General features: G+C 36.7%; 13 protein-coding genes. 8 read left to right on the plus strand and 5 right to left on the minus strand.

Features of this window, described 5'->3' with window-relative positions:
• The first annotated feature begins 18 nt into the window (after nt 1-18).
• From asnS to nth, 3 genes are all read left to right on the plus strand, one after another.
• Entirely contained in the window at nt 19-1,311 is a 1,293-nt protein-coding gene (gene asnS / locus M948_RS35680; protein WP_021291291.1) for an asparagine--tRNA ligase, read from the plus strand.
• Nucleotides 1,312-1,390: 79 nt separating this feature from the next.
• Nucleotides 1,391-2,089, plus strand: coding sequence for a DnaD domain-containing protein (locus tag M948_RS35685; protein ID WP_021291292.1), 699 nt, complete (start codon nt 1,391-1,393; stop codon nt 2,087-2,089).
• 4 nt (nt 2,090-2,093) lie between these two features.
• Entirely contained in the window at nt 2,094-2,759 is a 666-nt protein-coding gene (nth, locus tag M948_RS35690) for an endonuclease III (RefSeq protein WP_021291293.1), read from the plus strand.
• Nucleotides 2,760-2,796: 37 nt separating this feature from the next.
• On the opposite strand, the gene M948_RS35695 is transcribed toward nth, so the two are convergent.
• Nucleotides 2,797-5,562: a PBP1A family penicillin-binding protein gene (locus M948_RS35695; RefSeq protein ID WP_021291294.1), complete on the minus strand. Its 2,766-nt coding sequence runs from the start codon at nt 5,560-5,562 to the stop codon at nt 2,797-2,799.
• 18 nt (nt 5,563-5,580) lie between these two features.
• Nucleotides 5,581-6,171 (minus strand): Holliday junction resolvase RecU, encoded by a 591-nt coding sequence (recU, locus tag M948_RS35700; RefSeq protein WP_021291295.1) that lies wholly within the window; start codon nt 6,169-6,171, stop codon nt 5,581-5,583.
• 121 nt (nt 6,172-6,292) lie between these two features.
• Here recU and M948_RS35705 point away from each other — a divergent pair, with 121 nt between their 5' ends.
• Nucleotides 6,293-7,249: a DUF2515 family protein gene (locus M948_RS35705; RefSeq protein WP_021291296.1), complete on the plus strand. Its 957-nt coding sequence runs from the start codon at nt 6,293-6,295 to the stop codon at nt 7,247-7,249.
• Nucleotides 7,250-7,277: 28 nt separating this feature from the next.
• Here M948_RS35705 and M948_RS43240 read toward each other — a convergent pair whose 3' ends face one another.
• Nucleotides 7,278-7,382 carry a hypothetical protein gene (locus M948_RS43240; RefSeq protein ID WP_021291297.1) on the minus strand — a complete coding sequence of 35 codons (105 nt, stop codon included), beginning with the start codon at nt 7,380-7,382 and terminating at the stop codon, nt 7,278-7,280.
• A 164-nt stretch (nt 7,383-7,546) separates the two neighbouring features.
• Between M948_RS43240 and M948_RS35710 the strand changes: the two genes are divergently transcribed.
• The 3 genes from M948_RS35710 to M948_RS35720 all read left to right on the plus strand — a co-directional run bounded on the left by M948_RS35710 (nt 7,547) and on the right by M948_RS35720 (nt 8,656).
• Nucleotides 7,547-7,756 carry a hypothetical protein gene (locus M948_RS35710; RefSeq protein ID WP_021291298.1) on the plus strand — a complete coding sequence of 70 codons (210 nt, stop codon included), beginning with the start codon at nt 7,547-7,549 and terminating at the stop codon, nt 7,754-7,756.
• A gap of 68 nt (nt 7,757-7,824) precedes the next feature.
• On the plus strand, nt 7,825-8,187 hold the full coding sequence (locus M948_RS35715) for a DUF1798 family protein (protein WP_021291299.1): 363 nt from the start codon (nt 7,825-7,827) through the stop codon (nt 8,185-8,187).
• Between the two features lie 67 nt (nt 8,188-8,254).
• Nucleotides 8,255-8,656, plus strand: coding sequence for a cytidine deaminase (locus M948_RS35720; protein ID WP_031335534.1), 402 nt, complete (start codon nt 8,255-8,257; stop codon nt 8,654-8,656).
• Nucleotides 8,657-8,767: 111 nt separating this feature from the next.
• On the opposite strand, the gene M948_RS35725 is transcribed toward M948_RS35720, so the two are convergent.
• Entirely contained in the window at nt 8,768-10,222 is a 1,455-nt protein-coding gene (locus M948_RS35725) for a sodium/proline symporter (RefSeq protein ID WP_021291301.1), read from the minus strand.
• Nucleotides 10,223-10,282: 60 nt separating this feature from the next.
• A complete protein-coding gene (locus M948_RS35730) occupies nt 10,283-11,446 on the minus strand; it encodes an NAD(P)/FAD-dependent oxidoreductase (RefSeq protein ID WP_021291302.1) in 1,164 nt (387 codons plus the stop codon).
• A gap of 171 nt (nt 11,447-11,617) precedes the next feature.
• On the opposite strand from M948_RS35730, the gene M948_RS35735 reads away from it, so the two are divergent.
• Nucleotides 11,618-12,799 carry a CdaR family transcriptional regulator gene (locus tag M948_RS35735; RefSeq protein ID WP_021291303.1) on the plus strand — a complete coding sequence of 394 codons (1,182 nt, stop codon included), beginning with the start codon at nt 11,618-11,620 and terminating at the stop codon, nt 12,797-12,799.
• Nucleotide 12,800: the final 1 nt, after the last annotated feature.

Consider the following 12,800-nt stretch of genomic DNA (forward strand, 5'->3'; position numbering starts at 1 on the left):
TTTTGGGAGGTTATTTTTTTGAAAACAACTATTTCACAGGCACCAATATACAACGAACAATCAGTTACAATCGGAGCATGGCTTGCCAATAAACGCTCTAGTGGAAAAATTGCGTTTTTACAATTACGCGATGGAACTGGATTTATTCAAGGCGTTGTTGTGAAAAACGATGTAAGCGAAGAAACATTTCAATTAGCAAAAAATTTAACGCAAGAATCGTCTGTTTATATAACGGGGAAGATTGTTGAAGATACTCGTTCACCCTTTGGATATGAAATGCAAGTTACGAATATTGAACTGATTCATGAATCAACGGATTATCCAATTACACCAAAGGAGCATGGAACCGAATTTCTAATGGATCATCGTCACTTATGGTTACGCTCCAAAAAACAACATGCCGTAATGAAGATTCGTAACGAGATTATTCGTGCTACGTATCAATTTTTTAATGACAATGACTATGTTAAGATTGATCCGCCAATATTAACGGGTTCCTCAGCAGAAGGAACGACGGAATTATTCCATACCAAATACTTTGATGAGGAAGCTTATTTATCACAAAGTGGACAGTTGTATATGGAAGCTGCTGCAATGGCTTTTGGTAAGGTATTTTCTTTTGGGCCAACATTTCGGGCAGAAAAATCCAAAACACGCAGGCATTTAATTGAATTTTGGATGATTGAACCAGAGATGGCATTTGTCGATCATGACGAAAGTCTCGAAATTCAAGAAAACTATGTTAGCTTTATCGTGCAAAGTGTGCTAGAAAATTGCAAGTTGGAGCTAAACACCTTAGACAGAGATATTTCCAAATTGGAAAAAGTTAACGCACCGTTTCCGAGAATATCTTATGATGCTGCAATCGAATTATTGAAAGAAAAGGGATTTACGGATATTGAATGGGGAGAAGACTTTGGTGCACCTCACGAAACAGCGATAGCTGAAAGTTTTGATAAGCCTGTTTTCATTACGAATTATCCTGCTGAGATCAAGGCTTTCTATATGAAACCTGATCCTGACCGCTCAGATGTTGTATTATGTGCTGATTTAATTGCTCCGGAAGGTTATGGAGAAATTATTGGAGGTTCTCAGCGGATTGATGATTTAGAACTAATGCAGGAACGGTATCAGCAGCATGGATTAACTGGAGATGCATATCAATGGTATTTAGAATTAAGACAATACGGTAGTGTACCTCATTCAGGATTCGGACTTGGATTGGAAAGAACAGTTGCCTGGATCTCTGGAGTGGAACATGTACGTGAAACGATTCCGTTTCCTCGCTTGCTTAATCGGCTATATCCTTAAGTCTTTGTATAAAATCCCTTGCCAAAATAAGCAAGGGATTTTATCATTACGTTTGATACATTAAAAGAGGTGCTTAATCATGTTAAAGCAACAAGTATATATTCAGGACGTATTATTGAATCAATTATCGATTCCTTCAAGGTTACTTACATCATATACATCACTAGATCTTGATGAGAAAGAAGTGATGCTTCTATTACAATTGCAACGCTTTATACAAGATAAAGTTGACTTTCCAACCCCTGACCAGTTAGCCGCCCATGTAACAATGAATGAAAAAGAATGTGCAAATTTACTACGAGGTTTAATCCAAAAAGGAATGCTTACAATTAAACAGCAAGAAATGCAAGGCGAAAAATTAACAGAGGCATATTGTTTAAATCAACTTTGGGAAAAATTATTCCAAGACGAAGAAAACGATCATGCGGTTGAGCATGAAGAAGCTCCTACTGATGGGACCATTTTTATATTATTTGAACAAGAGTTTGGTAGACCGCTTTCTCCATTTGAAATTGAAACAATTAATGCCTGGCTTGATCAGGATCATATCTCTCCAGCATTAATCAAAGCGGGGCTAAGAGAATCTGTATTAATGGGAAAACTCAATTTTAAGTACATTGACCGAATACTGAGAGAGTGGAAGAAAAAGGGGATTCATACGGTGGAGCAAGCAAGAAATTCAAGTAAGCAATTCCATTCAAGACAATCAAGTACACAAGAACCAAGCAAAAAGAGGGATACCTCATTCTATTATAATTGGTTAGAAGGGGAAGAATAGTAGTATGCTGACAAAAAAGGAAATTAGATTTTGTTTAGATGAAATGAAAAAGATGTTCCCAGATGCACAATGTGAATTAGAACATAAGAATCCATTTGAACTCGTAATTGCTGTATTACTGTCTGCACAATGTACGGATACACTTGTAAATAAAGTAACAAAAGAACTATTTAAAAAATATAAAACACCTGAGGATTACTTAGCTGTAACCCTTGAAGAGTTACAGCAAGATATTAGATCAATTGGGCTTTATCGTAACAAAGCAAAAAATATCCGGAAACTTTGTACCATGTTGTTAGAAGAATATGGTGGGATTGTCCCTCAAACAAAAGCGGAGCTGGTCAAATTGGCTGGTGTAGGGAGAAAAACTGCCAATGTTGTAGCCTCTGTAGCTTTTGATGAACCAGCAATCGCTGTAGATACTCATGTAGAACGGGTATCTAAGCGATTAGGAATTTGTAAATGGAAAGATTCTGTAACGGAAGTAGAAGAAACATTAATGCGTAAAGTTCCAAGGGATGAATGGAGTGTAACCCATCATCGTATGATTTTCTTTGGACGCTATCACTGTAAATCAAGAAATCCAAATTGTCCAGAATGTCCTCTTTTAGAAATTTGCAGAGAAGGACAAAAACGGATGCGAAAACGAAAAGAGGTAAATGCGAATTAGCATTTACCTCTTTTTATTAGTATTGGCCATCATAATTTTATTGGTTTTCTTGACCTTGACCGGGTTGACTGTCTGGATTTTCTCCTTCTCCAGGAGATTCTTGTTCTTGCTCTTGCTCACCATCATCAGCTGGCGGCTCCTCTGGATTGTTTTCATCTGGTGGAGGGCTTTGATCGCCACCGCCGCCCTCATCAGGATTTTCTTCATTTGGCACCGTAACGCTGGTGTTTTGACTTTGACCTCTGACACCATCATTATTACCATTTTTTCCAACTGGTGTTACAGTAATCGTATAGCTTTGCCCAGGTGTGGCGCCACTGATTTCAAGGCCATTGGAATCTACCGTTTGTGTCTGCCCATTGACCGAGACTTCAAAGGAAGCAGGGGGACCATTGTAATTCCAATTTACATCAATAATTGAATTACCTTCATTGTATTGGGCGGATAGCCCTTCAACTGGAGGAATATTGCCTTCCTCGTTTTCATCTTCCTCTTCTGTACCAGATTTAACAGTTGCGGTCTTCGGTTCACTTCGTGATGATTCGTCTTCATTATTAACTGCAACTACTTGGATGGTGTAATTAGCTCCTGGTTCTACTTCAGTAATTTCCATTTCGTTTTCCTCTGTAGTAGACAGTGTTTGCATTTCACCATCATTTACCTTCATGCTAACTTCAAATGAAACATCCGCATCTGAATCATATTTCCAATTTACATCAATGGTATTGCTGTCTTCATTAAAGCTTGCTTCTAAGCCACTGACTGGATCTAATTGATCAAACTTCTCAGATGTTTCTTTAGGCTCTGTACCTTTTACAAACAGTTCAGTAATAATCGAAGCTGATGGTGTGTATTCACTTGGTTTTGCTGCAGGATTAGAACCTTTTTCTACTTTAGCTTCAACAACAGAGTCTGGTTTGACAAAATCTTTGGTCTCTATATCGTTGGATAGTTCTGCCATGGTATTTTTAAACAATGCATGCGGTACTTTTGTATCTGGTAATGTGCGTTGGTTATCATTATAACCCGTCCAAACCGATATAGTGTAGTTGGTTGTATATCCACTAAACCACGAATCCGGGCTTCCTTCTTTATCCGAAAGGTTTGTTGTACCTGTCTTACCTGCAACTGGTAAGCTTGGAATATCAGCTAGTTTACCGGTACCTTCAGAAATAGCTGATTTTAACATATCCGTCATCATATAAGCAGTATAATCAGCCATGACCGCTTCTGATTCTGGCTTTGTCTCCACCGTGCGTTCATCTGGGAATTCAACTTTTGTCACGGCGTAAGGTTCATTATAAATCCCTTCATTTCCGAAGGCGCGATAAGCCCCAGCCATCTGAAGCGGATTTACAGTTGTACTTGTACCACCAATTGCGTCACCTATTGTCATTTTATCATCGGCAAATTTAATTCCTAGGCTTTCAGCGAATTTCTTCGCATTCTCATAGCCGACTTCTTCTAACGTTTTAACTGCTGGAACGTTTAATGATTGGTTCAATGCATGTCTGGCAGTCATCCATCCACCATATTGTCTGTTCCAATTTCGAATAGAAGCATCGGTACCTGGAATTGGATATGGCTTATCATCGTTAATTTGATGGTAGGTTGAGATTTTATCATATTCAATAGCCGGTCCATAAGCTGTTATTGGCTTCATTGTAGATCCAGGTTGTCGTTTGGTTTGCAGGGCATAATTAAAGTCTCCTGGATCATTTCCTCTATTTCCACCGATCGCCCTGATCGCTCCGCTTTTCGTATCGAGCACTGCCATTCCTGCTTGCATTTCGTCATCTGGATAGGAAATTGGATTATCTTCCTGATTACTTAGCAAGAATTCAACATGTTCTTGTGCATCGGTATCAAGGGTTGTATGAATGGTTAATCCATCTGTATAAATATCCGCGCCATCCACTTTTTCCTCAACTTCCTTTTGAACTTGCTGTAAGAATGCTTCATATGGAGTGGAATCGGGACTAGATTTTTGTAATAGGGAAGGGATGTCAACTTCTCTTGCTTTATCCGCTTCCTCCTGTGATATCTTTCCATGGCGGACCATGAGCGTTAGCACAGTATTCATTCTTTCTTTTGTTAGTTCTGGATTTTCAAATGGGTTATATGCACTTGGTCGTTGTGGTAACCCAGCCAATATAGCTGATTCCGCTAATGACAATTCACTTAAATCTTTTTTACCAAAATACGTTTCAGCAGCTTTTGCTACACCATATGCACCGCTTCCGTAATAAATCTTATTCAAATACATCTCTAAGATTTCTTCTTTAGAATACTCTCTTTCTAATTGTAGTGCGAGCCATTGCTCTTGTACTTTTAGGCTAATCTTTTTTTCAGGTGTTAAAAATGACTTCTCTACTACTTGCTGAGTAATGGTACTGGCACCCTCTGATCCAAAACCATTAGTGATATTAGCAATAACTGCTGCACCAATCCGCCGCAGATCGATTCCAGAGTGTTCGAAGAATCTTGCATCTTCCGTTGCGGTAACAGCATCAATTAATCCTTGTGGCAATTCATCATAATTGACTTTCGTTCGTTTTTGTTCCCCTAAGACTGCGAATACTTCTCCATCTTTGTCCAGAATTTGGGAGGCTAATGGATCTGATAACTTCGCGTCATTAATATCTGGTGCTGTCGCAATCCAATAGGCTGCGGTCGCTCCAGCTCCAATTCCCATTACGATAAGAATAATTAATAAAGATAATACGATCTTCTTCCATAACGGTTTCTTTTTATTTTTTTTCTGTTTTCTTCTCGCTGAACGAGATTGGCTATTGTCTGCCATCGCTTCATTCCTCCGTCTCTAAAAATAAAGCTTATCGATGATAGCTAAATAATCAACTCTTGCCCTATATTGAAAAGGGATAGGATATCCTTCAGTTTGCAGGCTGTCAAAAGATATCGATTTTTTTCCACCATTTAATTTGACGTTCCAATACGAAAAAAGTTTCTCCGCTGGTAACAAAAATGTTTGGTCATGTGCAGCAAAGCGAATAATGATAAAACAAATTCCCCCGTGTGCATCAATAGCTTTCATATGCTCAATCTGATGATCATGAACATTTGCTAACGGAAAGAGTGTCTTATTTTTTGTTTCTTTTGCTTCAAAGTCAATATATTTGCCCCGATAGATTCCATTATAATCTGTCGTCGAAGCCTGTTTGAAATACGCTTCCGTAATCACAGCTGCACTTCGTTTAGGATAATCCACCTTGACAATTTGGACTGGGGTCGGTTTTTTATGAATAACTGCTTTATTCGATTGTCTATAGTACGTATTTGTACTATTGATATCTTCTTCTAATGTCATTCCTCGATTACTAAATATATTTGTGTTTTGTTTTGCGTTAATTGGTTGATTGGTCTTTACTTTCTTTCCATTTGGGTAATTCATCCTTGGATCCTCCTTGCCTATTACCATATCATAAAAGAAAAGAAAAACCATTTAAAATAACGCATAAATATTACAAAAGTCGTACATGTTAAAACAAAAATTTAAAACTAGGATGGTAGCCATGTACGATGACCAAGTTCTGCAACACTACATCCATTATATAACAAATCTTACCAAGACTCATAATGTAGATAATATTACACGTACTGATGCCTATTTTACATTCTACTTACAATTTCCTGAGATTAAATGGTCGTTCTTAGCAAGTCTTGTATCAAGAAATGCAGGGTATAATATGACCGATTTATATTTACCCCCATTTCAATTGATGCTAGGTGAACAGGAAAGGGAAAGACTATTCATGACATATGAACGTGCCAATTGGCTCATTTTTTCGGATGCTTATCCACAGTTACTCGTCTATCGACTTTCCTTGCAATTAAATCAACCATTATTTCATTTATTACCTTATTTTCACGTTTCTTCCTTTATGGTGAAAGAATGGAATTACTTTTGGAAGACTGCTGATACGAATCGAATAATGATAGCATTAATCATTAATGAACAAAATGTAATCGAGCAGCCAGTAATTAGACAATCCTTTTTCAAAAAACGTGTTTTTCATCAGGCTCCTTATTTTCTACAGAATTTACTCACGATGAATGCAGTATTGCTACCAACAAAATCGGCTCAACTTTATGGAGCGTTTGTACATCAATTCACGAGTTTAACAAAGCGTATTGAACTTGGAAAACAATTAGCATCCATTTTATATTCCCCATCCACTTTTAAACAAATATTTGCCTTTGCAAGACAATGTGAACATACAGGTTCACGCTATGATTATGAACGGTTTCTAAACCTCCCATATCCAGCGTCTCCATTCTTAAGAATGGTATACCCTGTTATCTCACATCAAGATAAAATTCGAAAGGACTGGTACAAATGGGGGGGTATCAAAAAGAAATGGTGGAACTCAGAAGAAAGGAACGGCTGTAATTGGATAGGAAAGGAATTCTATAAAAAGCGCTCGCTGATCTTTGCCTACTACTATGTAAAACGCGTGTTCAAAGGATAAGGAAAGGGATATGAAACTCATATCCCTTTTACGTTGATGGACGATTAGGCCCATCAAGTTTTTTATCTCCCTTTTTTAATGATTTTGAGCGAATGCTTTCCGTTTTTGCGGGTTTTTTCTTGGATTCCTTCATAGGTAACTACCTCCCTTATAGAATAGTTTGTCAAAAATCCTTAAAAAAATGAGCAATTTTATTCGTTTTGTAAGCTTTCTTCTAGTTTTGTCGAACGTGCAGGAGAGAAATTGATCCTCTCGAATAAATATAATAATGAAGTACGAACGAAAGGAGGGGAATTCATGAACAACGCAGCAAAGCAAATGGATGCAAGTGAGCAAGGGGCGGATCGACGAACGGTAGAAGTATCGTTACAGCATCTAGCTGATCAAATCCGTTGGATGGATCAAAAATTAATGATGAAAATAGAAAATGATATTTCTGATCATTACCATGATCAAATGAATGAGATAAATGCATTTAGAACAACATGGAAGAAAGTAAGTATTTAAATCGTTCGCATAGCTGTCTATATGTTAAAATATGCTTAATAACTAATCATAAAAAGGCGGCATTCAACATGAATTTAATTGAACAAACAGAAACGTTAAAACGCTATTTAGATAATTTAAAATACCATTATGAACAGAATGATCCTCCGGAAAACCGAAAAGATCGAGCTTTGTTTCTACAAGTTAAAGAGGAAACGACACCAATATACGACCGCTTACAACAATGGGAAACGTTAGCATTACAATTCGTTAAAGAACGTAAAGTAAATGTTCATCCACAACAAATCGTTTCAACGAAGGAAAATATGGAGCTATTACTTATGCATAGTTATTACATTGATGTCAGAAGAAAACGATATATGGAATTAAACCATTCTGTTATATATATTTTTGATCAACTGATGGACGAATTAAACAAGGTGGATCTGTAATCGCTTTACAAGTAGCGATTTTTTTCTTATAATATCCTTCCACAAGTTGGGAGGAGAAAATGAGATGCTGAATAAACAAGATTTATTAAATGAAGCACATACGATGTTATCGAAAGCTTACGTACCATATTCCAAATTTCCCGTTGGTGCAGCATTGCTTACCAAATCCGGAAAGTTATACACTGGATGTAATATAGAAAATGCAGCGTATCCAGTTTCTTGTTGTGCCGAACGTGTTGCTATTTTTAAAGCAATTGCTGATGGAGAGGACGAATTTATAGAAATGGCTGTTATTGCTGATACGGAACGGCCGGTACCGCCATGTGGTTCATGTCGGCAAGTAATGAGTGAATTTTTCAAAGGTGATATGATTATCCATTTAACGAATTTAAAAAATGAGGTAAAGACAGTCTCAATGAATGAATTATTGCCTTTCTCATTTCAGCCTTCCGATTTAAACAAAAATTAAATTATAATCTAGCAAGAGGTTATAATAAAATCCGAACGATGATCTGTCTATAAATTGGTGTAGTTCGATCGTTCGGATTATTCTTTATTAATATTATTTGACTAGCTCTTTTTAGATTGTTTCTTCTTTAGGAACGTTTGCGTCGTTTTGGTCTGGAAGAACTAAACTAAAGATAACCCCTAAACACCCAGCAATAAGGAAAGTAGTAAATTTAGAAGTAATCATTCCTTCCAATGGTGTACTAATCCATATAATCGTTGAAATCAGACCTGATACCACCGTTGCAACTACTCCAGCACTAGAGTACTTTTTCCAGAAAAACGTTAAGAGGATAGCAGGGGAAAGGGTGCAACCAACACCAGCCCATGCCCAACTTACAACTAAATAAAGCAAAGACTCCGAAACTAATGCGATTATCATTCCTATTACTCCGAATACGACTATAGTGAGCCGAGAAATCCAAACAAATTGTTTCTCTGAAAACTCCATTTTAAAGGTTTTATGGATAATATCCTCACTAATTGAACTCGTTATAACCATTAATTGGGAGTCAGCTGTGGTTATGATAGCAGCTAACACTCCTGCCAAGAGTAATCCAGCTATCCATGGAGAGAAAAGATCTAAAATCATGGTGGGTAATATAATTTCAACATCTTTAAATGAACCTTGGTCATACATAGTAATTGCTGCTAGTCCTATCATAAAGGCACCGCCGTATGCAAGAATTGTCCAAGTAATGGCTACAATGCTACCTTGTTTTGCCTGTTTATTATTTTTCAGTGCCATAAACCGAGCACTCAGTTGTGGCTGACCTCCTAGAAACCCAAAAAACCATGAAAAATTATTAAAGAACAATACTCCGATTGAAAAACCGGTGAGACCACCAAACCAGGAGTTAAAGGTTGGTCCTGCCTGATAAAGTGATTCTGTTATGGACAAACCATGTGATTGAATATAAAAGAATGCCATTATAGGCAGGGCAACTAATGTAATCACCATCATGACGCTTTGTATCATATCTGTCCATACTACCGAAATAAATCCACCAGCAAAAGCTATAATGATAATAACAATGGTTGCTAAGATTATTCCTGCAGCATGCGGGATACCAAATGTAGTGAATAACATTTTACCTGCTCCTGCCATTTGCGCACCTACATAAAACATAAGAAAACTGGCAATTAAAATGCTTGTCAGCCAACGAATCACTTTCGCTTTTTGTCCAAATCGTACAGCTAAATAATCTGGTAAAGTCAGTACATGATACTTATCTGTTTCCTGCATAAATTTCTTCGCTAAAAATAACCAAGCAAATATAATTCCAATAGCAATGCCTACCGCTACCCATATCCCTGATAATCCCGTCATAAATACAAATCCCGTATAACCTAGAAGCAGCCATGCCGATTCCCCTGTAGCCCGTTCCGAAAACGCAAGTGCCCATCCTGGTAACTTCTTTCCACCCAATAAAAATTCAGAATGGGTTTTACTCCGTTTGCTAAAGGCATATCCAATCGTAAGCAGGACAAGACAATAGATAAAAAATTCAACAGCAATAATATTCATAAATCCTCCTCATAATCAGTTCCGTATAGAAACGTCTTTATATACATTATCCAACTGAAGTTAGACAACGGCACCTTCAATTACTAGATCTTTCTCTTTAAAACGCTCAAATCTCAACGGACGAAGATCGAGTGTTTCGTATTGCCCCAATCGAATTAGTTCGGATATTCCTTTACCTATAGCTGGAGCTTGCTGCATTCCATGACCACTAAAACCACATGCAGTAAAGTAACCTTTTAACTGAGGGTGTTCGCCAATAATGGCATTTTGATCCATTGAATTAAAACTGTACATACCAGCCCAGCCGCTAATAATTTTAGCTTGCTCAAAATGAGACATCCTTTCGGCCAATATAGGCCATAGTTGATCTAGAAAAAAAGATCGTTTCCATGAAAAATCAATACCTGGTTCCACTTTTTCAGAATAACCAGTAATGATCTGTTTTCCTTCATGCCGAAAGTAAACACCCGTAGGATCAACTGTTAATGGCAATTCATTCGATAAAGGTTCGGCAGTATCAAATTGAATAATTTGCCGCTTTAAGGGAATAATTGGTAGCGGTAAATCTAACTTTGCACTTAACGCAGCAGCCCAAGGACCAGCACAGTTTATTACGATAGGAGCTTTGTATATATCTCCAGTTGCTAATCGGACCCCAGTTACTCGATGATTTTCTTTCAAAATCGAGTCAACTTCTTTATATACATAAGATGCGCCTAATTGTTTGGCCTTTTTTATATATCCTTGCATTACTGAATAAGGGTCTAGATAACCATCTTCCGAACAATAAAGTCCACCTATTAAATCAGAAATAGTTAATTCTGGAATAAGTGTTTTTAATTCATATGGGGATAGGAAATCGGAAGGAACACCAAAATGTCGTTGTAGAGCACATTGTCTTTGTAATGTTTCGGTATTTTCTGCTTTTGCAAGAAATAAATACCCTCGTTGCTTAAAATCAATTTCTGCTTTTTCTCCACGAATAGCCATATCTGTTGGAAATGTTTTGTATTTTTGTAAGCTATAGCGGCTAATTTGAATATTAATAGTTGTGGTGAAAAGTTGCCTTATTCCTCCTGCGCTTCTTGAAGTTGATGAAAATTCGTTAAGGGAGTCTTTCTCGAAGACAACAATTTCCCCTGTATACCCATCATTCAACAAATTGTAAGCTATACTTGAGCCAATTACTCCGCTACCGACAATAATAATGTCCGATTTGTACATTAGCATTCACCTCATATGTAAATTAGTAACCTATACATTGGTTATAAATTAAAAACAGATTGTAAATCTAGGGATAAATTCAACAAATTTCTGGAGGTAAACTAGATTATTTTAAATAATCTAAATTATGTTAAAATAATAAAAAAGCATGTAATAAGGCAGGGGATTAGGGTGGAACGTTTTGTACAATTTGCACAACAAACAGTGAAAACGGTTTCAAAAATATCTCCATTTCCAATAAGTCTGAGTGATAGACAGGGGTATATAATTGGAGATACCAACTCAGATCGAATTGGTAAAATACATAAACCATCTGTAGAAGTCATCAAATTAAACAAGGCTATTTTATTTGATGACAATACGGTTTCAACGATGGAAAATGTGCTTCCAGGCATTGCTTTACCTCTTTGTTTTGAGCATCAAACGGCTGGTGTACTAGGAATTATAGGTGATCCACATCAGGTAATGCCGTATGCAGAATTAATCAAAAACTATGTTGAAACAATGTGGCATGAAACGATTCATTCCCATATTGAGGAATTAGAATCAAAAATTACAGAATCATTCATACAATATATCCTGTTGGAAAATAAAAGGAATATCGAAAAATTAAAAGAGTACTGTTCTATTTTGCATATGGAATACTTGTTACCGCGCTGCTGCATTGTCATAGATATCGGAAATTCGTTAATCACAACGGTACAGGCAGCTAAAAACCATGCTTTTTCAATGGAATATTTAAGAAGGGAAATTTTATATTGCATACGAAAGGCATACCAAGCTGAAACGGCTGCTTGTGCATTCTTAAATCCGCAAAAGATTGTCCTTTTAAAGGCCATTAATGATATAACTGACTACCATTCATTTATGGCAGATTTTAAAAAGAATAGCTTAAAGTTAATGGAAATGCTTAACGTTTATCATTTGAATGCTTTTACGGTTGCCGTTGGTAATAAATATGAATCGATGGATAAACTATGCTTTTCTTATGAAGAAGCGGAGAATTTAATAAAGTTGGGGAAACAAACGACAATTAATCCTGCAATTTACTCTTTTTATGATTGGAATGTACTTGCTCAACTATTTCCTTTTTATGATACAAATGATATTCACTCAATTATTCAATTACGGTTAAGAAATTTATACCATCAGAAGAATTTCCTTGAATTAAAGCAGAATTTCTTAACCTATTGTGATTGCAACCTAAATCTAAGCAAAGCTGCAAAATTACTATTTATCCATCGAAATACACTAATTTATCGGCTGAATAAAATTGAAGCATTAACTCAAATTGATTTAGGTTGTTTTGCGCAAAGTATGTTATTATATGTACTATTAAAAAGGGAAACTTAAT

Origin of the sequence: Virgibacillus sp. CM-4 (assembly GCF_000445495.1) — a bacterium.
GTDB classification, from domain to species: domain Bacteria; phylum Bacillota; class Bacilli; order Bacillales; family Amphibacillaceae; genus Virgibacillus; species Virgibacillus salexigens.

Excerpts from the sequence above, each read along its gene's own strand:
- M948_RS35725 (WP_021291301.1), bottom strand. The coding sequence starts at position 10,222 with ATGAATATTATTGCTGTTGAATTTTTTATCTATTGTCTTGTCCTGCTT.
- M948_RS35695 (WP_021291294.1), bottom strand. The coding sequence starts at position 5,562 with ATGGCAGACAATAGCCAATCTCGTTCAGCGAGAAGAAAACAGAAAAAA.
- M948_RS35715 (WP_021291299.1), top strand. The coding sequence starts at position 7,825 with ATGAATTTAATTGAACAAACAGAAACGTTAAAACGCTATTTAGATAAT.
- M948_RS35705 (WP_021291296.1), top strand. The coding sequence starts at position 6,293 with ATGTACGATGACCAAGTTCTGCAACACTACATCCATTATATAACAAAT.
- nth (WP_021291293.1), top strand. The coding sequence starts at position 2,094 with ATGCTGACAAAAAAGGAAATTAGATTTTGTTTAGATGAAATGAAAAAG.
- M948_RS35710 (WP_021291298.1), top strand. The coding sequence starts at position 7,547 with ATGAACAACGCAGCAAAGCAAATGGATGCAAGTGAGCAAGGGGCGGAT.
- M948_RS35730 (WP_021291302.1), bottom strand. The coding sequence starts at position 11,446 with ATGTACAAATCGGACATTATTATTGTCGGTAGCGGAGTAATTGGCTCA.
- M948_RS43240 (WP_021291297.1), bottom strand. The coding sequence starts at position 7,382 with ATGAAGGAATCCAAGAAAAAACCCGCAAAAACGGAAAGCATTCGCTCA.
- recU (WP_021291295.1), bottom strand. The coding sequence starts at position 6,171 with ATGAATTACCCAAATGGAAAGAAAGTAAAGACCAATCAACCAATTAAC.
- M948_RS35685 (WP_021291292.1), top strand. The coding sequence starts at position 1,391 with ATGTTAAAGCAACAAGTATATATTCAGGACGTATTATTGAATCAATTA.